Genomic DNA, 26,457 nt, shown 5'->3' with positions numbered 1-26,457 from the left:
GCCGCAGCGGGTCACAGCTCTCCGCGCGCACGGCGGATGGCGAACCATTTCTTCACGTTCTCGTTGTGCTCGGCAAGTGTCGATGCGAAGGCGTGACCGCCGGTGCCGTCCGCCACCATGTAAAGCGCGTCCGTCTTCGCCGGATTGAGGACGGCCTCGATCGAGGCGCGCCCCGGGTTGGTGATCGGGTGCCTGGGCAGACCGACCATTGTATAGGTATTGTAGTCGTTGACCGCCTGGATCTCCGACTGGCGGATGCGGCGCCCGAGGGGCTTTCCCCTGGTGATCGGGTAGATGATCGTGGGATCGGCCTGCAGCAGCATCCCCTTCTTCAGCCGGTTCGAGTAAAGACCTGCCACCATCCGCCTCTCGGAGGGCTTGCCGGTCTCTTTCTCGACGATCGAGGCAAGGATCAGCGCCTCCTCGGGCGTATTCACCGCGATGTCGCTGGCCCGTTTGGGCCAGAGCTCGCTGAGCGTGCGGCTCATCGCCACCTGCATACGGCGCAGCACGTCCTCGCGGCTGTCGCCCGACTGGAAGGCGTAGCTGTCCGGCAGGACCGAGCCTTCCTCGGGCACGGCGACCTCACCGGTAAGCTGCTCCGTCGCCATCAGGCGCTCTTGCACCATGATCGAGGGCATGCCCTCGGGAATCGTCACGTAGCGGCGGATGACATCGTCGCTGGTGATGATGCCGAGTACACGCGCCGGGCTGGCGTGCGCGGGAATGGCGAACTCCCCGGCCTTGATCGAACCGCCGCCGCCGAAGATGCGTGCCCGCAGCGAAAAGCCGGAGGCGGAGCGGATGATGCCCTGCTGCTCCAGCTTGTCCGAAACGGCCGCGAGGCTCGCGCCGCTCGACACCACGAAGGCCCGGTCCTTTTCGAGCGGGCCGGGGGCGTACCAGCCCCACAGGAAGCTCCCAAGGGCAACGAAAGCGGCCAGCGCCAGTGCCGCCGCCAGAATACAACCGCGCCGGGACATCATCGGCCCGCCCGTTCCTTCGCGCCTCAGTCGATCTGGCGCATCACCAGGCTGGCGTTGGTGCCGCCGAACCCGAAGCTGTTGTTGAGCACCGCCCGCACATCACGCTTCTTCGCGGTATGCGGCACGAGGTCGACGCCCGCGCAGCCCTCGCTCGGGTTGTCGAGGTTGAGCGTGGGCGGCACGATCTGGTCACGCATCGCGAGGATGCAGAAGATCGACTCCACCGCGCCGGCGCCGCCGAGCAGGTGCCCGATCGCCGACTTGGTCGAACTCATCGAGACATCGTCGATGGCATCGCCGAAGAGACGGCGGACAGCCCCCAGTTCCAGTTCGTCACCGAGCGGCGTGGAGGTGCCATGGGCGTTGATGTAGTCGATGTCCCTGGGCTCGAGGCCGGCCTTTTTCAGCGCCATTGCCATGGAACGGTAGGCGCCCGAGCCTTCCGGGTGCGGGGCGGTGACGTGATAGGCATCGCCCGAGAGGCCGTAGCCGATCACTTCGCAATAGATCTTCGCGCCGCGCGCCTTGGCGTGCTCGTATTCCTCCAGCACGACGACGCCCGCACCCTCGCCCATGACGAAGCCGTCGCGGGCCTGATCGTAGGGGCGGCTGGCTTTGGCCGGTTCGTCGTTGAAGTTCGTCGAGAGCGCGCGCGCCTGCGCGAAGCCGGCGATGCCGATCGGGCAGATCGTGGCTTCCGCGCCGCCGGCCAGCATGATGTTGGCATCGCCGTCCTTGATCATGCGCGCGGCATCGCCGATCGAATGCGCGCCGGTCGAGCAGGCGGTGACGACGGCGTGGTTCGGCCCCATCAGGCCGTACTTGATCGAGACCTGGCCCGAGATCAGGTTGATCAGGCGTCCGTGGACGAAGTGCGGCGAGACACGGCCGGGGCCCTTCTCGTGCAGGACCAGCGATTCGCTCTCGATCCCCGGCAGGCCGCCGATGCCCGAACCGATCGAGCAGCCGGCCATGAGCCGCGTCGCGTCGTCCATGTCGACAAGGCCCGCATCCTCGATCGCCTGCCCGGCGGCATCGATGCCGAAGACGATGAAGGGATCGACCTGACGCTGGATCTTGTGATCGACTCGCTTGCTGGCATCGAAACCGTACTCGTGATCGGCGGGTTTGACCTCGCAGGCGATCCGGCACTTCTGGTCCGAAGCATCGAACCTGGTGATGGGCCCAGCACCGCTCTTGCCAGCGAGGATATTGGCCCATGTGGTCTCGACGTCACTGCCCAACGGGGTGACGAGACCAAGTCCGGTAACGACAACGCGACGCATTCACACTCTCCGAAAAGGCAACAGGCCCAACCCCCAAGAGGCCGAGCCTGTACTCATATCCTGAATACCGCCCAAAATGGTCGCGATCCCCTTGCAGTCAAGGGTCGATACCACGTCGGACGGCAATCGGGCTCAGCCCTTGTTTTCTTCGATGTACTTGATGGCATCCGAGACGGTGCTGATCTTTTCAGCCGCATCGTCCGGGATCTCGACGCCAAATTCTTCCTCGAAGGCCATGACGAGTTCGACGATGTCGAGGCTGTCCGCGCCCAGATCGTCGATGAAGCTGGCTTCCTCGGTAACCTTGTCGGCTTCTACACCCAGGTGTTCGACGACGATCTTCTTAACCCGATCGGCGGTATCGCTCATTCTATGACCCCTTCAACAATCCGGAGGATTAATCTCGCCAGACGCCCTAATGACTAGGTGTCGCGCTGGCAAGTACCATGCATCGCGACTTCCCCGACTTCGCGCCCTGGCGGCTTCGGTACGCGCCGCCGGCCAATCAACCGGCGTCAGGCGCAACAATGTGACCAGCCGTGCTTGCGGCAGGTTTGGCGGCGTCGACGAGCCGCAGGTGCAGTTCGCGAAGCTGCCTGGATTCGGCCGGAGACGGCGCGCCCATCAGCAGATCCTCAGCGCGCTGGTTCATCGGGAACAGCGTTATTTCGCGCAGGTTCTGCGCGCCGCACAGGAGCATGACGACTCGATCGACGCCCGCCGCCATGCCGCCGTGGGGCGGTGCGCCATACTGGAATGCGCGGTAGAGGCCGCCAAAGCGCTCCTCGACGTCCTGCTTCGACAGACCAACCAGTTCGAAAGCCTTGACCATCAATTCAGGCGACTGGTTACGGATGGAACCCGATGCGATCTCGTAGCCGTTGCAGACGAGGTCGTATTGGAACGCCTTGATGGTGAGCGGGTCCTGATTGACCAGCGCCTGCATCCCGCCCTGCGGCATCGAGAAGGGGTTGTGCGCGAAATCAACCTTCTTGTTGTCCTCGTCCCATTCGAAGAACGGGAAGTCGACGATCCAGCACAGGTCGAAACGATCCCTGTCGATAAGGTCGAGCTGCTCGGCGGTGCGGGTGCGCGCGAGGCCGGCGAGCCTGGCCGCCTGCTCTTCCTTGCCGGCGGCGAAGAATACGCCGTCGTTGGGGCCAAGACCAAGCGCCTCGATCAATGCGGCGGTCCGGTCCTCGCCGTGATTCTTGGCGATCGGGCCGCCCGGTGCGCCATCCTTGATGTTGATGTAGCCGAGGCCCGAGAATCCTTCGGAGCGCGCCCAGTTGTTCATGTCGTCGAAGAACTTGCGGCTGCCCGCGCCCGCGCCCGGAGCCGGAATGGCGCGAATCACGCCGCCGTTCTCGACGATGCCGGCGAAGATGCCGAAGCCCGATTCCTTGAAGTGCACGGTAACGTCCCGGATCAGGATCGGATTGCGCAGGTCCGGCTTGTCCGTCCCGTAATCCAGCATCGCCTGGGCATAGGGAATGCGGCGAAATTCACCCGAGGGCGTCACCGGCCTGCCTTCGGCGAACCGTTCGAACACGCTCGCCATGACGGGCTCCATGGTCTCCCAGATCTCTTCCTGGGTGACGAAACTCATCTCCAGATCGAGTTGGTAGAATTCGCCCGGCAGCCGGTCGGCGCGCGGATCCTCGTCGCGGAAACAGGGTGCGATCTGGAAATAGCGGTCGAAGCCCGCGACCATCAGGAGCTGCTTGTACTGCTGCGGCGCCTGCGGCAGCGCGTAGAACTTGCCCGGATGAATGCGACTGGGCACGAGGAAGTCGCGCGCGCCTTCGGGCGAGGAGGCGGTGAGGATCGGCGTCGAGAACTCGGTGAAGCCGATGCCCTCCATGCGGCGGCGCATGTCGGCGATGATCTGCGTGCGCTTGATGATGTTCGCGTGCAGCGTCTCGCGGCGCAGGTCGAGGAAACGGTAGCGCAGTCGGATGTCCTCGGGATATTCCTGCTCGCCCGCCACGGGCATCGGCAGTTCCTCGGCGCGGGACAGGACGGTGGCCGAACGGGCAAAGACTTCGATCTCGCCCGTCGCGAGGTTCGGGTTCACCGTCGCTTCGGTGCGTGCCTTGACGACGCCTTCGATCGTCACCACCGATTCCAGGCGCAGCGCGTCGAGCGTCTCCAGCGCCGCGCTGTCGGTATCGGCGACGACCTGCGTCATCCCGTAATGGTCGCGCAGGTCGACGAACAGTACGCCGCCATGATCACGCTTGCGGTGCACCCAGCCCGAAAGGCGGACAGTCTCGCCGACCTCGGCCGACGTCAGGGCGCCGCAGGTGTGAGTGCGATAGGGATGGGTCATGGCGTGATCGCGCTTCTTTTCAAAAAACAGGTGTGCAAACGCAGCCCCCTAGTCGACTGCCGCACCGATTTCCAGATGGCGATTTCCGGCTCGCGCTTTGCCGGAGCCTCCCGGCCTTCCGTAACTCCAAATAAACCACTGACGGCCTATCCGGGTATTCACGGGTCATTGGAGAAAACAAATGCAGGCTGGCATAACCATCGACGGCACGGTGGAGGACGAATTCGGCCAGCCCGGACACAGCGAGCCTGAGACCGATTCCAGCGAATCCGCGCTAAATCATCCACGGCTTGACGAGCTACGCGAGCTGGCCGAACCCGATGCCGATCCCGGCCAGGAGCCCCAAGCATGGGAACTGCCGCCGCCGCCCGACCACATCACCGGTACGCAGCTGCGCCGCCGGATCGTCACCGAGGAAAGCATCGCGGCACTCGAAGCGACGAAACGGCCGAGCCTGCTGCAGCGACTGTTCCGCCGTAACCAGACGGCAAACTGATGAACGGGGCCGTTGATCCGGCGACGCGTTCGGCGTAACGCCGCTGATTAATGATCATCCATCCTCTCATAACCCGGACCGAAGACCTCGCCGCCCTTTGTGAGCGTCTTGCAAAATCGGATTTCATCAGCGTCGATACCGAGTTCATGCGCGAGAACACCTATTGGCCCGAACTCTGCCTGGTGCAGATCGCCAATACGGAGGAAGCCGCCGCCATAGACCCGATGGCCCAAGGCATAGACCTCTCGCCGATGCTGGACCTGCTCACCGACAACGAGGACGTGCTCAAGGTATTCCACGCCGGCGGGCAGGATGTGGAGATCATCTACAACGTCACCGGCCGCACGCCGCACCCGATCTTCGATACGCAGATCGCGATGATGGCGGTCAGCCAGTCGGAACAGATCGGCTATTCGAATCTCGTCGAATCGTGGCTCGGCATCGCCGTGGACAAGGGCGCGCGCTTTACCGACTGGTCGCGCCGTCCGCTGACGGAGCGGCAGATCGAATACGCGATCGGTGACGTCACTCACCTGTCGAAGATCTTTCCCAAGATCCTCAAGCGGCTGGTGAAGACCGGACGCGGCCAATGGCTCGACCAGGAAATGGAAAAGCTCGCCGACCCGGAGAACTACCGCAACGATCCCTCGCAGGCCTGGAAACGGATCAAGGCGTCGGGACGCAATCCCGCCATGCTCGGCCGTCTCAAGGCGATCGCCGAATGGCGCGAGCACGAAGCGCAGTCGAAGAACCTCCCGCGCGGCCGCATCGCCCGCGACGAGACGCTTGCCGACATCGCCAGCCACCCTCCGAAGCAACAGGCGGACCTTGCCAAGGTACGCGGCCTTTCGCAGGGCTGGAAGGACAACGAGATCGGCAAGCGCCTGATGGCGACGATCGAGAGGGCCCAGCCAATGCCCGATGACGAGCTACCCCCTCGGGTCCCGCGCGGCGCGCCGCTCGGCAAGGAAGGCGCGCTGGTGGCCGATCTGCTCAAGCTGCTGCTCAAGATCCGCGCGCGGGAGATCGACGTCGCCGCGCGCCTTCTCTCCCGCACCGACGAGCTGGAAATGCTCGCCGCGGGCGTACGCAAGAACCTCGCCGTGCTGCAGGGCTGGCGCTACGAAGTCTTCGGCAGGGACGCGCTTGATCTGGTCGAGGGCAAGCTCGCTTTCGCGGTCGAGAACGGCAAGCTGAAGATGACGCACGTCGACGATGAAATCGCCGTCCCACTGGAAGAGCGCGCCCAGGCCCGGGAATGACGGTCTACCAGCCCACGCTCAAGCAGCTTCAGTACCTCGTGGCGCTGCATGAGCACGGCCATTTCGGCCGGGCAGCGGAAGCCTGCTTCGTCTCGCAATCGACGCTCTCGGCCGGTCTGCGCGACCTCGAAACGCTGCTCGACGTCACTCTGGTCGAACGCACCAAGCGGGCGGTGCGTTTCACTCCGCTGGGCAATACCGTGGTCGCCAAGGCGCATCGCATCCTGCGCGAAACCGAGGAGCTTTCCGAACTCGTGCAGTCGAGCGGCAAGCCGCTCTCGGGCGAATTGCGCATGAGCGTGATCCCGACGATCGCGCCGTTCCTCCTGCCCCGGATGTTACCGCGCCTGCGGCGCGAGCGCCCCAACTTGAAACTGTTCCTGCGCGAGGAGCCGAGCGCGGCCGCCATGGAGTCGCTTCACCACGGGCGCGCGGACTGCGTGCTGCTCGCCCTGCCCTATGCCACTGGCGAAGTGGAGAAGGAGACGATCGAACTCGACGCCTTTTTCGTCGCCTTCCCGCACGACGATCCGCGCAACCCGCCCGAGGAAGTGCTGCCCGAACTGATCGACCAGCACCGCCTGCTGCTGCTCGAGGATGGGCATTGCCTCAAGGATCAGGCGCTCGCCGCCTGCAACCGCCCCGAGTTGCGCGCCAATGCGACGATGATCGGCACCAGCCTGCACACGCTGGTGCAGATGGTCGACAACGGTCTGGGGCTGACGATGCTGCCGGAAATGGCGCTCGACGCGGGCATTCTCAACGGCACAGACGTCGTGGCACGGCCCCTGCTTTCGCCCAACGCCAACCGCGAGATCGCGCTGGTATGGCGCAAGAACTCACCGCGTTCGGAGGAATTCCGGATGCTGGCGGACGAACTGCGGGCGGGCTAGAGCGGCGTGCCGCTCTAGGCCCCCCGGTCAGATCTCGAGCTGGCTGCCCAGTTCGACGACGCGATTGGTCGGCAGGCGGAAGAATTCCATGGCGCTTGCCGCGTTGCGCATCATCCACGAGAAGAGCTTTTCGCGCCAGATCGCCATGCCCGGCTTGTCGGCAGGCAGCAGCGTCTGGCGCGAGAGGAAGAAGCTGGTCTTCATCATCTCGAACGGCGCACCGCAGATCTGCGAATTGGCGAGCGCAGAGGGAATGTCGGTCTCTTCCATGAAGCCATAGCGCAAGGTCAGGCGATAGAAGCCCTGCCCCAGGTCCACGACCTCATAGCGCTCGCCCGCCTCGACGTAGGGTACGTCCGCCACTTCGACGGTCAGGACCACGACGCGCTCATGCAGCACCTTGTTGTGCTTGATATTGTGCAGCAGCGCCGAAGGCACGCCGATGTTGGTCGAGGCCATGAAGATCGCCGTGCCCGGCACGCGCGCGGCGCTGCCATGGGCGCTCTTGGCGAAGACGTTGAGCGGAAGCGCGGCCTCGGTCATGCGCAGGCGCATCAGGCGGCGGCCCTTGTTCCAGGTCGTCAACAGCGTGAAGGCGACGCCGCCTATCAGCAGCGGGAACCACCCGCCGTCGGCGATCTTGGTCGCGTTGGCGGCGAAATAGGCGCCGTCGACCACGAAAAAGGTGACGATAACCGGAATCGCCAGCCACAGCTTCCAGCGCCACACCCCGATCAGCAGCACCGTCATCAGGCAGGTGTCGATCAGCATCGCGCCGGTGACGGCAATACCATAGGCCGAGGCGAGGTTCGACGAGTTCTGGAAGGTGAGGACAAGGGCGATCACGCCCACCATCAGCGCCCAGTTGACGAAGGGGATGTAGATCTGCCCGACCTCATGCTCGCTGGTGTGGCGGGTGGAGAGGCGCGGGATGAAGCCGAGCTGCATCGCCTGGTGCGTGATCGAGAACGCGCCCGAGATCACCGCCTGGCTGGCGATGAACGTGGCGCAGGTCGCCAGGATGACCAGCGGCAGGCGCAGATACTCAGGCGCGAGGTTGAAGAACGGGTTCTCCATCGCCTGCGCCGCCGCCACATCGTCCATGCTCAGGATCATCGCCGCCTGGCCGAAGTAGTTGATCAGCAAGCAGGGCATGACGAATCCGAACCACGAGAAGCGCATCGGCCCGCGCCCGAAGTGCCCCATGTCCGAATAGAGCGCCTCGGCGCCGGTCACCGCCAGCACGACCGAACCGAGCGCCAGGAAGCCCAGCATCTTGTCGGTGAGGAAGAACTGGATCGCGTACCAGGGGTTCAGCGCCACAAGCACTTCGGGCATCTGCACCAGGTGGTAGACGCCCAGCACCGCAAGGGTGCAGAAGTAGATCACCATGACCGGCGCGAAGAGTGCGCCGACTCTTGCCGTGCCGCTCTTCTGCAGAACGAAGAGGCCGATCAGCAGGATCAGCGCGATCGGCAGCACCAGCGGCGCCAGACGCGCCTCGACCACCGTGAGCCCCTCGACCGCGGACAACACCGAGATTGCCGGAGTGATCATCGAATCGCCATAGAACAGGGCGGTCGCGAAAACGCCGAGCAACACGACGAGCCCGCCATACCGCGATTTCTTGATATGGCCCGAGATCAGCGCGACGAGGGCAAGGCTGCCGCCCTGCCCCTTGTTGTCCGCGCGCATAAGGATGCCGACATATTGCACCGCGACGACCAGCGTCATCGACCAGAAGATCAGGCTGACCACGCCAAGGACGTGCAGTTCGTCGATCGCCAGCGGGTGCGGACCCACGAAGGTTTCGCGAAAGGCGTAGATCGGGCTGGTGCCGATATCGCCGAAAACGACGCCAACCGCCCCGAAGGCAAGCTTGGCGATATTGCCGGAGCGATCCTTGTGCGCCCGAGTCGTGGATGCCGTCGCCGGATCGATTACCGACGGGGTACCAGCGGAGTCCGCATTTTCGTCACTCATTCGTGCGCCCCGTCATGGACTGGATAACCCATCTCGCAGCTGCGGCAAGCGCCGGCCGTTAGCAGCATGATGAGGCCCAGGCAACGATACTTGAATGCGATTTATGGAGGTGACCCGCCAGCGGACATGCCCTCGCCGCCACCTTGCCCGCCGATAAAGGCATCGAGTCTGTCAAGCTGTTCGGCAAGCGCATCGCGGAACGGAGCATCCTGCGGCGTGCGCTCGAGCAGATCGGCCCAGAGCCGCCGCGCTTCGGCGTAGCGGCCCGACTGCGCGAAAGCGAGGCCGAGGAAGAACGGCGGCCCCGGCGCTTCGGGATCGGCGCGCGCGGCGCGGCGGAACGCATAGAGCGCGGCTGGTGTCAGCAGCCCATCCGAATGCGCGACGAGCGCGTTGCCCATCGCCAGCCAGGCTTCCGAATTTCCGGGATTGGCCTTGACGGCACCGCGCAGGACCGCGGCCGCGTCGCCATAGCGACCGTTGCGGGCGAGGCCGTCCGCGATCACCACCCAGCGGTCATTGGGCGGAATGCTGCTGTCGGAGACCTTGCCGCGCGCATCGACCATCGCGGCGGCATCCCCGGAAATCGACTCGACAGCCGCCTTGGGCTGCCCCGGAAGGCCCGGGCTCGCCTGCGAGGCGTAACCGGCGATGCCAAGCACGAGCGCCGCCGCAATCGCCTCCCGCCCGCCGCGCGGCGCCTTCAGCACGAAGACCATGAAAGCGAACCCCGCCACGGCGAGAAGGACGACCAGAACCCAGATCATCGATCTCCCCCCCTGCGGAAACGTCGCCGCAGCAGCAGGAATGCAAGCAGGACAAGCGCCAGCGGCACCGCGAACAACGGCCAGGTGAGCGAGGTCAGTTGCGGCGCATAGCTGACGTAGTCCCCATAGCGCTCGATCAGCCAGGCGCGAATCTCTTCGGGCCGCTCACCGCTAGCGATGCGTTCGCGCACCAGCGAGCGCATCGAACCGGCGATCGGCGCGTCCGAATCGGCGATGGACTGGCCCTGGCACTGGAGGCAGCGCAGCGTTTCCATCAGGTCCTGCGCCTGTTGCTCCTTGGCCGGGTCGTCGAGCTGGCGATAGGCGTAAGGCGCGGTCGACTGCTCTTCCTGCGCCAGCGAAGGCACGGCGCAGAACAGGCCGATCGCGGCCAGGAGCATGACAATGAGGCGGCTCATCTGGAAGCCTCCCGCAGCTTGTCGAGGATCAGCGGCACATGCTCGGGACGGATCTCGCCAATGTGCTGGTAACGGATCACGCCCTTGCCATCGATCACGTAGGTCTCCGGCACACCGGAGGAGCCGAGCGAGAGCTGCACCTTGCCATCATCGTCGGCGCCGATCCGCTGGAAGGGATCGCCATGCTCGTCGAGGAAGCGCTGCAGGGCCTCGGTCGTGTCGCGAACCGAGATGCCTTCGATGGGCACCCCCGCCTCCGCAAGGGCGGCCAACTGCGGTGCCTCGACACGGCACGGCAGGCACCAGCTGGCGAAAATGTTGACGAGATGCGGCTTCCCGTTCGCCAGATCCCTGCTGTCGAGGCCGGGACGGGCCGGCAGCGCGGGCGGAAGCTGGAACTCGGGCACCGGTTTGCCGATCAGCGTGCTTTCAACATTGCGGTCCGCCGGGCGCAGGAGCCCGATCAGCACGAGCGCCACGAAAGCCGCGAACAGCGCCAGCGGCAGCCAGATCGCCCAGCCTCCTCCCTTGCGCGTCGTGGTAGGCGTTTCCTCGCTCATCGGCCCTGACTCTCGCGTCTGTCGGCGGTTCTGTCACGCGCGATGATGCGGCGCAGATCGCTCTTCACCCGGCCGATCAGGGCCAGAACGCCGCCAAAGGCGATCAACAGGCCGCCGATCCAGATCAGCGTGACGAAAGGCTTCCACCACAAGCGAAGCTGCCAGCGCCCGTCCTCGCCCTCGCCGCCGAGCACGGCATAGAGCTGCCCGTTCCAGCGCGTCAGCAGCGCCGATTCGCTGGTCTGCTGCGGCGGCGTCCAGAAGCTGCGCGACTGCGGGCGGACCATGACCGGATCGGCATCCTTGTAGCGCACCTTGAGCTGGGCTTCGAGCGCGGTCCAGTTCGGCCCCGCGACCGGCTCGACGCCATCGAGGCGGACCAGCCAGGGGCCGACTTCGGTAGTATCTCCGGCGTTCACGGCCACCAGCTTTTCAATCGAGAAGGCACTCTCGCTGCTCATGCCGAAAAGCGAAACGGCCACGCCGAAATGGGCCATGACCATGCCCCAGACCGCCAACGGCGTGCGGCGCAGCTTGCGCTCGCGCAGCGGCAACAGGCTCGCCCAGGCAAGGCCCACCGCGAGCACGAGGCCGAGGAACGGCAGCAGCGAGACGCCGCCCATCACCAGCAGCGCCATCGCTCCGGCGGCGACCAGCATGGCGGGAATGACGAGGCGCCCGCCAACCCGGCCGAATCGATCGTTTCTCCAGCGCAGCAGCGGCCCCACCGCCAGCACGACCAGCATCGGCACCACGAAGAGCGCGCCCATCGGGTTGAAGTACGGCGGCCCGACCGAGACCTTCGCCCCCATCGCCTCGGCCACAAGCGGATAGAGCGTGCCGAACAGCACGATGCCCAGGATCGCCGAGAGCATGACGTTGTTGAACACCAGCGCCCCCTCGCGGCTCACCAGGGCGAAGCGCTCGCCTTCGGTCACGGTCCCGGCGCGCAGGGCAAAGAGCGTCAGCGCCCCGCCGATATAGATCGCCAGCAGGACGAGGATGAAGCTGCCGCGCTCCGGATCGACGGCGAAGGCGTGGACGCTGGTCAGGATTCCCGAGCGCACCAGGAAGGTACCGACCATCGACATCGAGAAGGCGACGACGCCGAGCATGATCGTCCAGGCCCTGAGCGCGTTGCGCGCGGCCAGCACGCTGACGGAGTGCAGCAGCGCGGTCGCGGCCAGCCAGGGCATGAGCGAGGCGTTCTCGACCGGATCCCAGAACCACCAGCCGCCCCAGCCAAGCTCGTAATAGGCCCAGTAGGAGCCGGCGGCGATGCCGGCCGTCAGGAATATCCAGGCCGCCAGCACCCAGGGCCGCATGGCGCGCGCGAAAGCCGGCCCGACTTCGCGGGTGACCAGCGCGCCGATCGCAAAGCTGAAGGCCACAGAGAGCCCGACATAGCCCAGGTAGAGCGTCGGGGGGTGGAACGCGAGGCCAAGGTCCTGCAGCAGCGGATTGAGGCCATTACCCTCGACCGGGGTCGGAGAAAGCCGCTCGAACGGATTCGATGCGATCAGCAGGAAAGCATAGAAGCCAATGCTGACGAACGCCTGCCCGGCCAGCGTCGCCAGCATGGTACGCTCGGGCAATCGCCTCTCGATCAGCGCGACGACGCCGCCCGCCATGCCCATGACAGTGACCCACAGCAGCATCGAGCCTTCGTGGTTGCCCCAGGCGCCGGCGATCTTGAAAACCAGCGGCTTCATCGAGTGCGAGTTCATCGCCACCAGCTTCACCGAGAGATCGGTGACGGCGAAGACATAGATCAGGCAGATGAAGGCGGTAAGCGCGAGCAGGCCCTGCACGACCGCCACCGGCCTGACGATGCCGGCCAGCGCCGCGCCCTTCGGTGTCAGGCCGAGCGCGCCCGATACGAGTTGCAGCGCCGCGAGCGCGGCCGCCAGCCAGAGCGCGGCAAGACCGAGTTCCGCGATCATCTGGTTTCCGCCACCACCCGTTCGGCTTGCGCGGTGGTCATCTCCTGCATCTCGCGCGGGATATAGTTCTCGTCATGCTTGGCCAGCAGATTGTCGGCAATGAAGACTCCATTCCGGCCCATGCGCCCTTCGGCGACGACGCCCGATCCCTCGACGAAGAGCGAGGGGATGATGCCGGAAAAACGCACGGGAACGCGCGCGTCGCCGTCCTGCACGACGAAGGCGATGGTCACGCCGTCGGCCTCGGTCCTGAGCGAGCCCTGCTCGACCATGCCGCCCAATCGCACCGCACGGTCCGGGGCCGGCGGATCGGCGACGATCTCGCTGGGAACGTAGAAATAGCTGGCCTGGTTGCGCAGCGCCCAAGCCGCGAGCAGGCCGGCACCGATCAGCACGATCAGCGCGATGGCGAGCAGCACGAGCCGCTGATGCTTTGCCTTGATCGCCATCAGCGCTTCCCCTGTGCCTCGTCGCGGCGCTTTTCGGCGCGCTTCATCGACAGGAGCGACCATGCGATCATCACTGCCGCCGCGCCAACGCCGACGACATATGACGCGATCACGAACGTCCAGGCATCCATGACCTCGCGCATCAGTAGGTCGCCTCTGCCATGGCTTTCCGGCGCAAGCGCGCGTCGGCCTGCTGGTCAGCCAGGATCGCCCGCATGCGCGCCAGGACGACGCCCGCGAAAATCAGCGAAAAACCGAGCATGGAGGCAAACAGCGGCCAGAGGAACGCCGCGTCCATCGCCGATTTGCCCATCGAGATGCTGGGCGGCTGGTGCTGACTGTTCCACCAGATCACCGAATAGTGGATGATCGGAATGTTGACGGCCCCGACCAGTCCGAAGATCGCCGGCGCACGCGTATGCCCGCCAGCGCTCGCCTCGCTCGCCTGCGACAGCGCCATCCAGCCGAAATAGAGGAAGAGCAGCACCAGCATGCTCGTCAGCCGCCCGTCCCAGACCCACCATGTGCCCCAGGCGGGACGGCCCCAGAGCGATCCGGTGACAAGGCAGACGGCAGTAAACACCGCACCCGGCACCGCGCAGCCCCGCGCGGCGATCCCGGCCAGCGGATGCCGCCAGACCAGTTCGGTGAAACTGGCCGCCGCGATCCCCATCCATCCGGCCATGCCGAGCCAGGCCGCCGGCACATGCAGGAAGACGATACGAACGGTGTCGCCCTGCAAGCGTTCCGGAGGCGCGCGGAACAGTCCCCAGCCGAGCGCCAGCGTCGCGATCACGATACCCGCGCCCAGGCACAACGGCATCAGCCAGCGGGCAATGCGCAGAAAGCGGGCGGGATTGGCAAAGCCATGCATGACAGGCGCGCTTCTAAAGACCGTTACGCAAGGAGCAAGTGCCTCGTGTCAGAGCCGATCGGTTTTCAGCCGCCAGCCGGCTTACAATCCCATATGTTCCGAGGAAGAATGGGGCGATCGATGGGGTTCGAACCCACGACCTCCGGTACCACAAACCGGCGCTCTAACCAACTGAGCTACGATCGCCACGCCAGGGCCGGGGCCGTTTCCCCCGCCGCCGGAATACCGCGCGGGCTCGCTGCTACGAGCGATCCGTGCGGGAGCGCGCCTTTGCACATGGCGAGCGATCTTGCAAAGCAAAAAAACTGATCGCCATGCCAACCTCCGCAATTTACCGCTAGGGTCCGCGCGATGCAAACCCCGGGCGAATCATCCGAAGCGCTGCTTCTGTCGCATGACAGAATGCAGCGGGCGTCATCCCGGAAACTCGAACTGTTCGTCATGCGCGAGTTCCTGTCCGCACAGGAATGCGCCGAGCTGGCCGACCTGATCGAGTCGGAATACCGCCCCTCGACCGTGGCGAACCATAACGGCGATGCCGCGTTCCGGACGAGCTGCACCTGCGACCTGTCCGCGGAGCATCCGGCCGTCGCGCGGCTGGCGGATCGGCTATCCGCGCTTTCCGGCATTTCTCTCGCACATGCCGAGCCGCTGCAGGGGCAGCGCTATGAGGTAGGACAGGAATTCAAGGCCCATACCGACTACTTCGAGCCGAACAACGCCGATTACGAAAGATACTGCGCGGTCGCCGGGCAGCGCACCTGGACCTTCATGGTCTATCTCAACGATGTCGAGGCCGGCGGCGCCACGCGTTTCAAGATGATCGACAAGATCGTCAAACCCGAAGCCGGCAAGCTGCTCGGCTGGAACAACCGCCGCCCCGACGGCAGCCTGAATCCGGCTACGCTCCACCATGCGATGAAAGTGCGCAAGGGGCGCAAGTACGTCATCACCCAGTGGTACCGGGAGCGTCCCTGGGGATAAAAGGGCCGGGAGAGGGAAAGGCCCTCCCCCTGGCCGCAGGTCATTTATTTGGGAGCGCTGATCACCGCGCAGGCGATACGGCCGCCGGCATCGCCGGAGGGCTGGCTCTTGTAATCGTCCGCACCGGCATGGATCACCAGAGCCGAGCCGTCGGCGTCCTCCAGCGACTTCGGCCCATCCCCCAGAGTCACGCCCGTGTTGTATATCTGCGTCTTGAGCATGCCGTCGGCAGCGACGTGCTGGTTGGGCATGTCGCCTCCGTGCGGCCCTTCCTCGATCAGGATGCCGTGCTTGGCGCCACCGGCGGCGAAGTGGCCGCCGGCAGTCGTGAATTTCTCGCCGGGATCGCACACGCCCTTTTCGTGGAAATGAAATCCGTGTTCGCCTTCGGGCAAGCCCTTCAGATCAGTCATCACCAGCACGCCGTGTGGCGTTTCCCGCAACATGACCATGCCAAGCGATGCGCCGTCCAGCCCGATCACGTCTGCATGAACCGCCGACGCTCCGGCATGTTCGTGGTGGTCGGCCGTGGCGGCGGAAGCGCTCAAGGCGGCGGCACAGATGGCCAGTGTTTTGACGGTACGGATCATTACTCTCCTCCATTCAGGACCGGGTCTCCCCGACGGGATCAGCGACCTTGCCACTGATCAATCGACGGCACATGCCGGAGTTCCCTCCAGTCCGGCGCAAATCTACGCAGCGCTCCATAGGCTAGGCTTATCGGCCTGAAAGGCAATTGCGGCCCAATTGTTACCGCGACGGCAAGGACATCTCGTCAAGGCCGGTTAATTTTCCGCGACGATCCTCGAGGGAGACATCAATGCCAGGCCGGAGACGCACCGTCGTGAACACATTGCCAAGAAGGTTGATCGCCGCCGACGAGATCACGGCCGAAGACCGCCGGCGCGAGCCGCGGCATCCCACCTGTTTCGAAGCCACTCTGGAATTTTCCAACGGCACGTATGCCTCGGCACTGCTGGCCGACGTTTCGCTGCACGGCTGCTGCGTAAGGACCGACGCCGATTCGCTGCGGCAGGGAGCGTTTGTCTCTATCGGGCTCGGCGCGGAACCGAAAATGCCCGCTATCGTACGCTGGGTTCGTGGCAATACCGCCGGAATGGAATTCCTGCGCCAGGTCCCTACCTATCGCCACGACTGGCAGGCCATGATGGACACCGGCCTCGAAGGTTAGGAGGCAAAAAAAGGGCGGTCCTCGCCGGACCGCCCCTTCTTGTGTCGCGATGAAACGCTGCGCTCAGGACTTCTTGAGCGAAAGCCCGCCGAAACGCTTGTTGAACTGGGCAACCCGGCCGCCTTCGTTGACCCGCTGCGTGCCGCCGGTCCAGGCCGGGTGCGAGGTCGGATCGATGTCGAGGACCAGCGTGTCGCCCTCCGAACCCCAGGTCGAGCGGGTCTGGAAGGTGGTGCCGTCGGTCATCTGCACCGTGATCATGTGGTAGTCGGGATGCGTATCGGCCTTCATTTCGAATCTCTTTCGCATGTGGCCGGTTCCGACCGGCCTGCCTTGGAAAGCGGCGCGCATAGCGCCGGGTGCGCGGAAATGCAAGCACTGGAAGGTCCAATAGGCGATCGGGACATTCGAAACCGCCGTCATCCCGGACTTGATCCGGGACCTGTAGCGGTGTTTACGCGCTGCCTCGCCGAAAGAACTCGCCGAACGACCTCCATCGGTCCCGGATCAAGTCCGGGATGACGTGTACCTTCTGGCTCGGGTCAACTATCCGCGATCATCGCGGTAAAGTTCACCTCGCAGGTCACCTTGTCGTCGATCGAGGCCTTGCCCCAGAACTTGCACACGCGCGAGCGCTTCTGGACGAAGCCGGCGCGCAGGTCCAGCAGGTGGCCGGGAGTCACCGGATTGCGGAACTTCGCTTCCTCGATCGCCATGAAATAGACCAGCTTGCCGGTGCCGGCGAGGCCGAGCGATTCGATCGCAAGGATTCCCGCCGCCTGCGCCAACGCCTCGATCTGGAGGACACCGGGCATGATCGGGCGGCCGGGGAAATGGCCCTGGAAGAATTCCTCGTTGAAGCTGACTGCCTTGACCGCATGGATCTCCTCCTCGGTGAAGGAGACCACGCGGTCGACCAGCAGCATCGGATAGCGGTGCGGAAGCGCCGCCAGAATCTTCGCGGTATCGTAGACCTGTCCGGTTGCTTCGCTCATGGCCGCCCTCCGCTCAGGTCTCAGCGGCCGGTCGGCTGAGTAACGCCGGCAGCCGGGGCCTGTGCTTGAGCGGCGGCCTGCTGCTGCGCGCGTGCCTCGCGGATCTGGCGCGGTTCCCAGCCCGACGGCGGGACCAGCTGCGCCGAGGGAAGCGCCGAGTTCAGCTCGTTCAGGATGTCCTGATTGAGATTATAGGCGTTGCCGTTGACGGCCAGGATCGCCTCGGGCGAAAGGAGGATCGAGACCTTCTTCTTGGTCATCGCCGCCTTGACGGCCGCGTCCAGCTTGTCCTCGATCTGCTCGTTGACATAGGCCTGCGACATCGCGACCGGCGCGAGGATCTGCTGAATCTCGCGCTGGCCGTTTTCCTGCATCTGCTGGATCTGCGCGGCCTGCTGCTGCAGCGCGGTCTGGTTCGGCTTGGCGGCCTGGCGATCGGCGTTGAACTTGTCGACCAGCGGCTTGAGCTGGGCCTGAATGGCTTCGCTGCGCGCCTTCGCCTGATCGTACTGCGCCTTGTAGGTGGTCTGGCGCTGCTGCTCGGCGGTCTTGTAGGCGTTCGAGTTGGCGATCACCGCATCGAAGCTGGCGACGCCGAGGCCCTGAACGATGGTGCCGGTGCTCTGCGCAAGGGCAGGCTGGACGGCGACGGTGGCCAGCGCCAGGCTCGAAGCCAGCGCGGCGGACTTGATAAGAGTTTTCATCAGAATTGTGTTCCCACGTTGAAGGTGAAGGCCTTGGTGTCGTCCCCCTCTTCCTTGAGAAGGACTCTCGAGAAGTCGATCCGGAACGGACCGAAAGGCGAATTCCAGTTCACGCCGATACCGACAGCAACGCGCGGCTTCCAGGTGTTGCCGACAAATTCCTCAACGAATTGGAACTGGTACCTCGCCGGATCGAACGGTGTATTGGGCGTGCCGTCCGGAGCCGTCGGTTCGGTGGTCTGGCGGCCGTCCGCATCGGTGAAAATCTCGTTGCAGCCGGGATTGCACTGCGTGGTTTCCGGCTGCTTGACGCCCCATACCGCGCCAACATCAGCGAAGATCGAAGGCCGCAGCCCCAACTCGCGCGCGCCGGAACCCAACGGAATTTCGAGCTCCGCACGGCCAAGGTAATAGTATTTGCCCCCCAGCGCGTCGTCATTCCACTCGCTGCGCTTGGGAGACGGGGTATCGAGAATATCGTCCCCGTCGGAATCAATGGTGAGCCGCTTGCGCAGGATGCGCGGGCCAACGCCGCGAATACCGAAGCCGCGCATCTGCGGTTCGCCGAGGAAGAAGCGGTCGGTGAGGCGCACGTCGTCGCCGCCGTAGCCCTTGATCACGCCGCCCTCACCCGAAAGCGAGAAGATGAACCCGCCGCCGAGCGGCCAGTACTTGGCGGCGTTGGCACGGAGGCGCGCATACTGAACGTCGCCGCCGAGCCCCGCGACATCGACGTTGATCGATGCCGATTCCCCGCGCGAGGGACGAACGCGATTGTCCAGCGTATCGTAGATCAGCGAGAGGCCGAGGATCGAACTGAGACGCTTGCCGATCGCATCGCAAAGGTAGCGCCCGGCGAACAGCGGGTCGCACTGGCGGACGTTGGGGTCGACGCGATTGGAGAAATAGGTCGATTCATCGAGCGAGATGTCGTCATAGTTGAGCGTGTAACGCCCGACAGCCGTCAGATACTCGGTCAGCGGCACGCCGGCGCGGATCTGGAAGCCCGTCGTAGTCTGCTCGTAGGTCGTATCCCGAGTGTTGCCCGAGCGGAACCGGAAGCTGTTGAAATCGCGCCGGTAGACATCGACGCCCACGGAAACGTTCTTGTCGAACAGGTAGGGCTCGACGAAGCTCGCCTCCACGCTCTTCGAATAACGTGAATAGCTGCCCGAGAGGCCGACGGTCTGGCCTCGGCCGCGGAAGTTGCGCTGGCGGATAGAGGCCTGGAAGATGAAGCTCTCAAGGCTGGAGAAACCGGCCGAAAGCTGCAGTTCGCCGGTCGGCTTCTCCTCGACGTTTGCCTCGAGGACGATGCGGTCCTCGGCGCTGCCGGGTTTCTGCTCGACCTCGAATTTCTCCTGGAAGTAGCCGAGCGACTTGATGCGGTTGGTCGAACGCCTGACCTGCAACGAGTTGAACGCATCGCCCTCGGCGAGGCGGAACTCGCGACGGATTACCTTGTCCTGGGTCAGCGTGTTGCCGTTGATGTCGATGCGCTCGACATAGACGCGCGGCGCTTCCTGGATGACGAAGGTAAGACCCATGGTGAGGTCTTCCTTGTTGCGGTCGTACTGCGGCCGCACGTCGGCGAAGGCGTAACCATAGGCGCCGGCGGTCTCGTTCAGGCTCTCGATCGTGTCCTCGACGAGCTTGGCGTTGTACCAGTCGCCCGCCTTCATCGGCAGGTTGCCGGTGAGCCTTTCGCTGTCGAAATCGCGCAGCTGGCTCTCGACCTTCACGTCGCCGAACTTGTAGCGCTGGCCTTCCTCCACCACGTAGGTGATGATGAAGTCCTTCTTGTCGGGCGTCAGCTCGGCCACGGCCGAGACCACGCGGAAGTCGGCATAACCTTCGGTCAGGTAAAACTGCCGCAGCTTCTGCTGGTCGAACGCCATGCGATCGGGATCGTAGCTGGTGCTCGAGCTGAAGATGCGCGTGAAGCGCGCCTGCTTGGTCACCATCTCGCCGCGCAGTTCCCCGTCGGAGAAATGCTCGTTGCCGATGATATTGATCTGGCGGACCTTCGACTTGTCGCCCTCGGTGATCTCGAAGACGATGTCCACGCGGTTCTGGTCGAGCATGACCATCTTCGGCTCGACCGTCGCGGCGTAGCGGCCCTGGCGCTTGTACAGCTCAATGATGCGCGCGACGTCGGCGCGAATCTTCGACCGGGTGAAGATCTGGCGCGGCGCGACCTTGATCTCGGGCAGGATCTTGTCGTCCTTGATGCGCTTGTTGCCCTCAAGGATGATGCGGTTGACGACCGGGTTTTCCTTCACCTGAATGGTGACGATGCCGTTTTCGTTGGTGATCTGGACGTCGGCGAAAAGCTCCGTCGCGTAGAGATCCTTGAGCGCCGCATCCGCCGCCGCCTTGGTGTAGGGCTGGCCGACGCGAAGCTGGATATAGGACATCACTGTCTGCGGCTCGAGGCGCTCGGCACCGGTCACCCGGATCGCCTGGATCGTCTGCTGCTGGGCCGCCGGCGCCGCCTGCCCGGCGGGAGCAGCTTCGGGCGCATCCTGGGCGAATGCGGGCACCGGCAGTCCCGCCAGGATCGTGGTCCCTAGAAGCACTGCCGCATACTGCGAAGCACGGTGGGCATCAGTGCCGCGAACCATTTCCAATCCCATCATTCCACGCAAATTCCCGTATTCGCTTTCGCGAGAGCCCCTGGCGACGATGGAAAGCCAAAATGCCAACCCGACGCCTCGCGGCAGACAACCGCAGCCATCTGCCCGATGGACGGCGTCCGATCAAGCAGTCAAACCCGGCGAGATTGTGATCGCAGGTGAATTCCTCCAGGCTATCCCCCGAAAATCGGTAGCGAAGCCACGTCGTTGACCGTGACGAAGACCATCAGGGCCAGCACCAGCGCCACGCCCATCCGGATCGCCCACTCCTGACTGCGCAGGCTCAGCGGCTTGCGACGGACCGTTTCAGCCGCGTAGAAAGCCAGGTGCCCGCCGTCGAGGCCAGGGATTGGCAGGAGGTTGATGAATGCCAAGTTAATCGAGATGAGGGCCACAAAGCCGATGAAATCCGCCCAGCCCAGGCTGAACTGTTCGCCCGAATACTTGGCGATCTTGATCGGCCCGCCCAGCTCCTTCACCGACCGTTCGCCGGAAAAGATCTGCCCGATTCCGGTCGCCATCATGCGCATGATGCCGAAGGAATCCTCAAAGCCCAACCTGACAGCCTCGGCGGGGCCGACCGGCTGGACATCGATGGCCGGACGAATACCGATCAGGCCGACCCGCGCCGTCTTGCCCTGCCCATCGGTCACTTCCCGGCTGCCGAGCGTCACCGGCAGGACAATGTCCCGCCCATCGCGGTTCACCGTGACCGAGACGGTCTCGCCGGGCCTTGAGAACACGAGTTCGGGAAGTTCGGAAAAGCCGTGAACCTGCTTGCCGTCGATGGCGACGATCCGGTCGCCAAGCTGCAGACCCGCGGCCTTTCCGGCGGAATCCTCGGTGAAGTCCCCGACGATCGGAAGCACGAAGTCGACGCCCAGATCGCCCATCCGCGATTCGTTGCCAAATTCGTCACTGACCTTTTCATCGGCCAGCGCGACCGGCAGGGAAAGTTCGCGCCCGTCACGGCGGATACCCAGCGCCACGGTCTGGCCGGGATAGGGGACGATGTATTCGCGAAGGTCGGCAAAGCTGTCGACCTTGTTGCCGTCGACAGTGACAATGCGATCGCCGATCTGCACGCCGGCGGCTTCGGCCGGCGAATTTTCGGTGAAAGTCGCGACGTCCGCCGGACTGACCAGTCTGCCGTGGGCGTAGTTGAACCCCGCAATGATCGCGACCGCAAAGAGCAGGTTCGTGACCGGCCCCGCAAGGACGATCAGCGCGCGCTGCCAGAGCGGCTTGACGTGGAAGGTCTGCGCGCGTTCCGCCGGGGTCAGTCCGTCGTCCTCCGCGCTCGGCGCGCTTGCCGCGTTCATGTCCCCGGCAAACTGGACGTAGCCCCCCAGCGGCAGCGCCGAGAGCTTCCAGCGCGTTCCGCGCCGGTCGGTCCAGCCCGCCAGCTCCTTGCCGAAACCGACGGAAAAGACGTTGGCCTTCACCCCGAACAGGCGTCCCACGAGATAGTGGCCCAGCTCATGGATCACGACCAGCGGCCCGAGCACGAGCAGAAACGCGAAGATCGTCGTCAGCAGGTTGGGTGATCCGGTCAAGTCAGACAGTCTCCATCAGCAAACGCGCCCGTGCCCGGGCTTCCCCGTCCACGGCCAGCACGTCCGAAAGTGATGCGGGAGGCGGAGGCGCGAAACCAGTGAGAACATCCTCGACCTGTGCAGCAATTCGGGTGAACGAAATCTGACCGGCGAGAAACGCGGCTACCGCGACTTCGTTGGCGGCGTTGAGCACGGCGGGGGCCGCTCCGCCCGCCCGCGCCGCCTCTCGGGCGAGGCGCGTGGCCGGAAACCGATCCTCATCCGGCTTGCGGAAAGTCAGTTCGCCGATCCCGGCGAGATCGAGCGGGGCGCATGGCGTATCCATCCGCGCCGGCCAGGCGAGCGCGGAGGCAATCGGCACGCGCATGTCCGACGGGCCAAGCTGGGCCAGGGTCGACCCGTCGCGGTACTCAACCATGGAATGGACGATCGATTGCGGATGGACGATGATCCGCAGGTGATCGAGGCCCACCGGAAACAGGTAATGCGCCTCGATCAGTTCGAGGCCCTTGTTGAACATGGTCGCGGAATCGACGCTGATCTTGGCGCCCATGTCCCAGTTGGGGTGACGCACCGCCTCGGCGGGGGTCGCCGCGCAGAGCCGCTCCCATGACCAGTCGAGGAAAGGTCCACCGCTGGCGGTGAGCGTGATCCAGCGCACATGGCGCGGGTCGTTGCCCTGCAGGCACTGGAAGATCGCATTGTGCTCTGAATCGATAGGCAACAGCGTCGCGCCGTGGTGCGCGACCGCGGCGGTCATGACGTCACCGGCCGAAACCAGCGCTTCCTTGTTGGCCAGCGCGACGATCCCGCCCCGCTCGATCGCGGCCATGGTGGGCGCAAGACCCGCACAGCCGACGATCGCGGCCACCGTGATGTCGGCGCCGCGCGCGGCGGCTTCCTCCAGCGCGGCGCAGCCACCGGCCGTTTCGATGGCCGTTCCGGCCAGTGCTTCGCGAAGTGCCGGCAGCTTCCCCTCGTCGGCCACGACCGCCAGCTCGACCGCGAACTCGCGGGCCAGCCGGGCAAGTTCCGGCACATTGCCGTTCGCCGTCAGGGCGATGACGCGCCAGGCATCCCGATCGCGCCGGATCAGGTCCAGCGTCGAGGCGCCGATCGAGCCGGTCGCACCAAGAACGGTTATGCTGCGTGTCATCAGGGACCCGGTTGAAACAGGAGCATCAGGCCTAGCACGAATAGCACCGCCAGCAAGCCATCGACACGATCGAACACGCCCCCGTGCCCCGGAATGAGATTGCCCGAGTCCTTGACACCCGCGCGCCGCTTCAACCAGCTTTCGAAGAAATCACCGCCTTGCGCGCAGATCGCGAAGAGGGTCCCGGTCAACAGGCAAGTCGCGAAAAGCGGTGCCGCGCCAGCCACCAGATACCAGCATGGCTGCATGCCGAAGCAAGCCTCGGCATCGGCCACGCTCCCCGCCGGCGTGACCGAAATCGCTCCGGAGCGCCATAGCAGCGCAGCACCGAAAAGCACGAGCGTCGCGCCGGCGATACCCCCGACAAGGCCTGACCAGGTCTTCGACGGACTGATCGACGGCGCGATCTTCGGGCCGCCGAATGTCCGTCCGGCAAAATAGGCGAAGACGTCGACAGCGATTACGCCGCAGACAACCGTCAGCAGCGGCGCAAGCGTGAACAAGGACGAATTACGCAGGAACAGCAGTATGGCGGCGCACGTGCCGACATAGAACATCCCCGCGAAATTCCAGAAGCCCCGCTCCGCCGGGTTCTGTGTTCCCGCGCGAGACAGGCGGACCCATTCCCACAGCACCGCGACGGCCGCGGCACAGACGAAGGCAATCCAGACCGCACCGCCCGTCCAGAGCGCCAGGCCGGCCACGGCGACCATCACCGCGGCTGAAATCGTGCGCACGCGAAGGTCGGATTTCGAGGCGCCCATCAGATGCGCCCCGGCAGGGCGAGGGCCTGCATGTCACCGCCCGCCATAGCGACGCTCACGGGTCCTGAAGGCTTCCAGCGCCTGCCCAAGGTGCTCGGCGGTGAAATCCGGCCACAGCACGTCGGTGAACAGCAGTTCCGCGTAGGCGGCCTGCCACAGCAGGAAGTTCGACAGCCGCACTTCGCCGGAGGTGCGGATCAGCAGGTCGAGCGGCGGCAGGTCGGCCGTGTCAAGCTCGGCGGAAATGGTTTCAGGCGTGATCGTTCCCTTTTCCGCCGCCCTGGCGGCCGCACGCGCGATCTCGTCCTGCGAGCCATAATTCAGCGCGACCGCCAGCGTTGTCCCGCTGTTGCCCGACGTGCGTTGAATGGCCTTCTCGACCAGTTCGACGACATCGGGCGTGAACGCCTTGTAATCGCCAATGATCTTCAGCCGCACGCCGGCCTGCGCGAACTCGTCGAGGTCGGACAGGATGAAGCGCTTCATCAGCCCCATGAGGTCGGAAACCTCTTCCTCAGGCCGCCTCCAGTTCTCCGTCGAAAAGGCGTAGAGCGTCAGCGCCTCGAGCCCCAGCTCGCGCGCGCCGCGCACGACCCTGCGCACAGCTTCGACACCGCGCTGATGCCCCACCGCGCGCGGCAGGTGGCGCTGTTTCGCCCAGCGCCCGTTGCCGTCCATGATGATGGCGACATGGCGCGCCTTTGCCGGCTCGTTTTGGCTCAAAGCCCCCTCCTCTTGGGGGAAACGGCAGCGAACGTCGTCACCTGCCCAGGATTTCCTTTTCCTTGCGCGCCAGCTCGTCGTCTATGGCCTTGATCTGCTCGTCGGTCAGCTTCTGAACCTCGGTCTCGGAGCGCTTCCTCTCGTCCTCGGAGATTTTCTTCTTGTTCTCGTCGGTCTTGAGCGCTTCCATACCGTCACGACGTACGTTGCGGACGGCGACGCGCGCCTTCTCGGCGTACTGGCCGGCAAGCTTGGCGAGTTCCTTGCGGCGTTCCTCGGTCAGGTCCGGGATCGGCAGGCGCAGGGTATTGCCGTCATTGATCGGGTTGAGGCCCAGGCCGGCCGAGCGGATCGCCTTTTCCACTGGCCCGATGTTCGACTTGTCCCAGACCTGCACCGACAGCAGGCGCGGTTCGGGAGCGGAGATTGTCGCCACCTGGGTGATCGGCATGTTGCTGCCATAGACCTCGACGGTGATCGGCTCCAGCAGCGCGGTGTTGGCGCGCCCGGTGCGCAGCCCCGAAAGGTCGTGTTTGAACGATTCGATCGCGCCGTGCATGCGACGCTCGAGATCGGCCTTGTCGTACTTGGCCATGGCTTTCAGGCTCCTTTCTGGACGATCGTCTGCGTGCCCTCGCCGGCGAGAACGCGGGCGAGATTGCCCTTCTCGCGGATCGAGAACACGACGATCGGAATGGAATTGTCGCGGCACAGCGCCACGGCGGAAGCGTCCATCACTTTCAGGTTGTCGGCGAGGACGGTGTCATAATCGACGGCATCATAACGCCTGGCGTCGGGATTGGTTTTCGGATCGCTGTCGTAGACGCCGTCGACGCTGGTCCCCTTGAACAGCGCGTCGCACTTCATTTCGGCGGCGCGCAGGGCAGCCCCCGAATCCGTGGTGAAGTAAGGCGCGCCAACGCCGGCCGCGAAGATCACCACGCGGCCTTTCTCGAGGTGCCGCTCCGCACGGCGGCGGATCACCGGTTCGCAGACCTGATCCATCTGCACCGCCGATTGCACGCGCGTCTCGACGCCGATCTGTTCGAGCGCGTTCTGCATGGCGAGCGCGTTCATCACCGTTGCCAGCATGCCCATGTAGTCGGCCTGGGCGCGGTCCATGCCCCTGGCCGCGCCGGACATGCCGCGAAAGATATTGCCCCCGCCGATCACGAGGCAGATCTCGAGCCCCGTTTCCTTGGCCGCCTTCACTTCCTTTGCGAGTTCGGCGACGAACTCTGGATCGATGCCGAACTGCTGGCTCCCCATCAGCACTTCGCCCGACAGCTTGAGCAGGACGCGTTTGTAGGGAGAGGATGACATTACCGCGCGGTCTCCTGGGGGGATGTTCGCTGCGGCTTTAGGAGGAGCCGCACGGATTGCCAAGGGGAGAGGTGTCGATGGAGACACGCGATGCGCGAGGTTGTCGCTATCGCGGAAATGACGAGTGTCGGGGTAAAAAAAGAAGCAGGCCGGGAAGCCATCGCTCCCCGGCCC

28 protein-coding genes and 1 tRNA gene are annotated in these 26,457 nt (G+C 64.8%); 5 read left to right on the top strand and 24 right to left on the bottom strand.

What is annotated here, in order from left to right; genetic code table 11:
- Positions 1-11: 11 nt before the first annotated feature.
- From mltG to aspS, 4 genes are all read right to left on the bottom strand, one after another.
- Positions 12-986, bottom strand: coding sequence for an endolytic transglycosylase MltG (gene mltG / locus IEX32_RS05620; RefSeq protein WP_188769350.1), 975 nt, complete (start codon positions 984-986; stop codon positions 12-14).
- A gap of 23 nt (positions 987-1,009) precedes the next feature.
- A complete protein-coding gene (fabF, locus tag IEX32_RS05615) occupies positions 1,010-2,272 on the bottom strand; it encodes a beta-ketoacyl-ACP synthase II (RefSeq protein WP_188769348.1) in 1,263 nt (420 codons plus the stop codon).
- 132 nt (positions 2,273-2,404) lie between these two features.
- A complete protein-coding gene (locus IEX32_RS05610; RefSeq protein WP_007013838.1) occupies positions 2,405-2,641 on the bottom strand; it encodes an acyl carrier protein in 237 nt (78 codons plus the stop codon).
- Positions 2,642-2,777: 136 nt separating this feature from the next.
- Positions 2,778-4,604 (bottom strand): aspartate--tRNA ligase, encoded by a 1,827-nt coding sequence (gene aspS, locus IEX32_RS05605; protein WP_188769346.1) that lies wholly within the window; start codon positions 4,602-4,604, stop codon positions 2,778-2,780.
- Positions 4,605-4,785: 181 nt separating this feature from the next.
- On the opposite strand from aspS, the gene IEX32_RS05600 reads away from it, so the two are divergent.
- Genes IEX32_RS05600 through IEX32_RS05590 form a run of 3 tightly spaced genes read left to right on the top strand, consistent with a single transcriptional unit; the run spans position 4,786 to position 7,255 of the window.
- Positions 4,786-5,100, top strand: coding sequence for a hypothetical protein (locus tag IEX32_RS05600; RefSeq protein WP_188769344.1), 315 nt, complete (start codon positions 4,786-4,788; stop codon positions 5,098-5,100).
- Between the two features lie 50 nt (positions 5,101-5,150).
- Positions 5,151-6,362 (top strand): ribonuclease D, encoded by a 1,212-nt coding sequence (gene rnd / locus IEX32_RS05595; protein ID WP_188769342.1) that lies wholly within the window; start codon positions 5,151-5,153, stop codon positions 6,360-6,362.
- A complete protein-coding gene (locus tag IEX32_RS05590; RefSeq protein WP_188769340.1) occupies positions 6,359-7,255 on the top strand; it encodes a hydrogen peroxide-inducible genes activator in 897 nt (298 codons plus the stop codon). Before rnd ends, IEX32_RS05590 begins: the two co-directional genes overlap by 4 nt.
- A gap of 27 nt (positions 7,256-7,282) precedes the next feature.
- Here the strand turns inward: IEX32_RS05590 and IEX32_RS05585 are convergent, their stop codons facing one another.
- From IEX32_RS05585 to IEX32_RS05545, 9 genes are all read right to left on the bottom strand, one after another.
- Positions 7,283-9,238: a potassium transporter Kup gene (locus tag IEX32_RS05585; RefSeq protein ID WP_188769338.1), complete on the bottom strand. Its 1,956-nt coding sequence runs from the start codon at positions 9,236-9,238 to the stop codon at positions 7,283-7,285.
- Between the two features lie 101 nt (positions 9,239-9,339).
- Entirely contained in the window at positions 9,340-10,005 is a 666-nt protein-coding gene (locus IEX32_RS05580) for a tetratricopeptide repeat protein (protein WP_188769335.1), read from the bottom strand.
- Positions 10,002-10,424 carry a cytochrome c-type biogenesis protein gene (locus IEX32_RS05575; RefSeq protein WP_188769333.1) on the bottom strand — a complete coding sequence of 141 codons (423 nt, stop codon included), beginning with the start codon at positions 10,422-10,424 and terminating at the stop codon, positions 10,002-10,004. The genes IEX32_RS05580 and IEX32_RS05575 overlap by 4 nt, the downstream gene beginning before the upstream one ends.
- On the bottom strand, positions 10,421-10,984 hold the full coding sequence (locus IEX32_RS05570) for a DsbE family thiol:disulfide interchange protein (RefSeq protein WP_188769331.1): 564 nt from the start codon (positions 10,982-10,984) through the stop codon (positions 10,421-10,423). The genes IEX32_RS05575 and IEX32_RS05570 overlap by 4 nt, the downstream gene beginning before the upstream one ends.
- Positions 10,981-12,927: a heme lyase CcmF/NrfE family subunit gene (locus IEX32_RS05565; RefSeq protein WP_188769329.1), complete on the bottom strand. Its 1,947-nt coding sequence runs from the start codon at positions 12,925-12,927 to the stop codon at positions 10,981-10,983. Before IEX32_RS05565 ends, IEX32_RS05570 begins: the two co-directional genes overlap by 4 nt.
- Entirely contained in the window at positions 12,924-13,376 is a 453-nt protein-coding gene (gene ccmE, locus IEX32_RS05560; RefSeq protein WP_188769327.1) for a cytochrome c maturation protein CcmE, read from the bottom strand. Before ccmE ends, IEX32_RS05565 begins: the two co-directional genes overlap by 4 nt.
- Positions 13,376-13,519 (bottom strand): hypothetical protein, encoded by a 144-nt coding sequence (locus IEX32_RS05555; protein WP_188769325.1) that lies wholly within the window; start codon positions 13,517-13,519, stop codon positions 13,376-13,378. The genes ccmE and IEX32_RS05555 overlap by 1 nt, the downstream gene beginning before the upstream one ends.
- Positions 13,519-14,250: a heme ABC transporter permease CcmC gene (gene ccmC / locus IEX32_RS05550; RefSeq protein ID WP_188769307.1), complete on the bottom strand. Its 732-nt coding sequence runs from the start codon at positions 14,248-14,250 to the stop codon at positions 13,519-13,521. The genes IEX32_RS05555 and ccmC overlap by 1 nt, the downstream gene beginning before the upstream one ends.
- A 109-nt stretch (positions 14,251-14,359) precedes the next feature.
- A tRNA-His gene (locus IEX32_RS05545) sits at positions 14,360-14,436 on the bottom strand.
- Positions 14,437-14,601: 165 nt separating this feature from the next.
- On the opposite strand from IEX32_RS05545, the gene IEX32_RS05540 reads away from it, so the two are divergent.
- Entirely contained in the window at positions 14,602-15,234 is a 633-nt protein-coding gene (locus IEX32_RS05540; protein WP_188769301.1) for a prolyl hydroxylase family protein, read from the top strand.
- Between the two features lie 44 nt (positions 15,235-15,278).
- Here IEX32_RS05540 and IEX32_RS05535 read toward each other — a convergent pair whose 3' ends face one another.
- Complete coding sequence (locus IEX32_RS05535; protein ID WP_188769299.1) at positions 15,279-15,824, bottom strand: superoxide dismutase family protein; 546 nt, start codon at positions 15,822-15,824, stop codon at positions 15,279-15,281.
- Between the two features lie 230 nt (positions 15,825-16,054).
- Between IEX32_RS05535 and IEX32_RS05530 the strand changes: the two genes are divergently transcribed.
- Positions 16,055-16,426, top strand: a complete 372-nt coding sequence (locus IEX32_RS05530) for a PilZ domain-containing protein (protein WP_188769297.1) — start codon at positions 16,055-16,057, stop codon at positions 16,424-16,426.
- A gap of 63 nt (positions 16,427-16,489) precedes the next feature.
- Here IEX32_RS05530 and rpmE read toward each other — a convergent pair whose 3' ends face one another.
- The 10 genes from rpmE to pyrH all read right to left on the bottom strand — a co-directional run bounded on the left by rpmE (position 16,490) and on the right by pyrH (position 26,283).
- The gene (rpmE, locus tag IEX32_RS05525) at positions 16,490-16,717 is read right to left on the bottom strand and encodes a 50S ribosomal protein L31 (RefSeq protein WP_188769295.1); all 228 of its coding nucleotides are present in this window, start codon (positions 16,715-16,717) and stop codon (positions 16,490-16,492) included.
- A gap of 251 nt (positions 16,718-16,968) precedes the next feature.
- Positions 16,969-17,421 carry a 3-hydroxyacyl-ACP dehydratase FabZ gene (gene fabZ, locus IEX32_RS05520; RefSeq protein ID WP_188769294.1) on the bottom strand — a complete coding sequence of 151 codons (453 nt, stop codon included), beginning with the start codon at positions 17,419-17,421 and terminating at the stop codon, positions 16,969-16,971.
- A gap of 20 nt (positions 17,422-17,441) precedes the next feature.
- A complete protein-coding gene (locus IEX32_RS05515; protein WP_188769293.1) occupies positions 17,442-18,125 on the bottom strand; it encodes an OmpH family outer membrane protein in 684 nt (227 codons plus the stop codon).
- Complete coding sequence (gene bamA, locus IEX32_RS05510) at positions 18,125-20,764, bottom strand: outer membrane protein assembly factor BamA (RefSeq protein ID WP_188769292.1); 2,640 nt, start codon at positions 20,762-20,764, stop codon at positions 18,125-18,127. The genes IEX32_RS05515 and bamA overlap by 1 nt, the downstream gene beginning before the upstream one ends.
- A 170-nt stretch (positions 20,765-20,934) precedes the next feature.
- Positions 20,935-22,317, bottom strand: coding sequence for an RIP metalloprotease RseP (rseP, locus tag IEX32_RS05505; protein ID WP_188769291.1), 1,383 nt, complete (start codon positions 22,315-22,317; stop codon positions 20,935-20,937).
- A 1-nt stretch (position 22,318) separates the two neighbouring features.
- On the bottom strand, positions 22,319-23,473 hold the full coding sequence (gene dxr / locus IEX32_RS05500) for a 1-deoxy-D-xylulose-5-phosphate reductoisomerase (RefSeq protein WP_188769290.1): 1,155 nt from the start codon (positions 23,471-23,473) through the stop codon (positions 22,319-22,321).
- Entirely contained in the window at positions 23,473-24,237 is a 765-nt protein-coding gene (locus IEX32_RS05495) for a phosphatidate cytidylyltransferase (protein WP_188769289.1), read from the bottom strand. Before IEX32_RS05495 ends, dxr begins: the two co-directional genes overlap by 1 nt.
- A 33-nt stretch (positions 24,238-24,270) precedes the next feature.
- Positions 24,271-24,960: a polyprenyl diphosphate synthase gene (gene uppS / locus IEX32_RS05490; protein WP_188769288.1), complete on the bottom strand. Its 690-nt coding sequence runs from the start codon at positions 24,958-24,960 to the stop codon at positions 24,271-24,273.
- Positions 24,961-24,997: 37 nt separating this feature from the next.
- Positions 24,998-25,555: a ribosome recycling factor gene (frr, locus tag IEX32_RS05485; RefSeq protein WP_188769287.1), complete on the bottom strand. Its 558-nt coding sequence runs from the start codon at positions 25,553-25,555 to the stop codon at positions 24,998-25,000.
- 5 nt (positions 25,556-25,560) lie between these two features.
- Complete coding sequence (pyrH, locus tag IEX32_RS05480; protein WP_188769286.1) at positions 25,561-26,283, bottom strand: UMP kinase; 723 nt, start codon at positions 26,281-26,283, stop codon at positions 25,561-25,563.
- Positions 26,284-26,457 lie beyond the last annotated feature (174 nt).

The sequence above is a fragment of the Novosphingobium endophyticum genome, from assembly GCF_014640675.1.
Taxonomy (GTDB): Bacteria; Pseudomonadota; Alphaproteobacteria; order Sphingomonadales; family Sphingomonadaceae; genus Novosphingobium; species Novosphingobium endophyticum.
The sequence above is the reverse complement of the archived record's forward strand: the minus strand, read 5'-3'. Positions and strand labels throughout refer to the sequence as shown.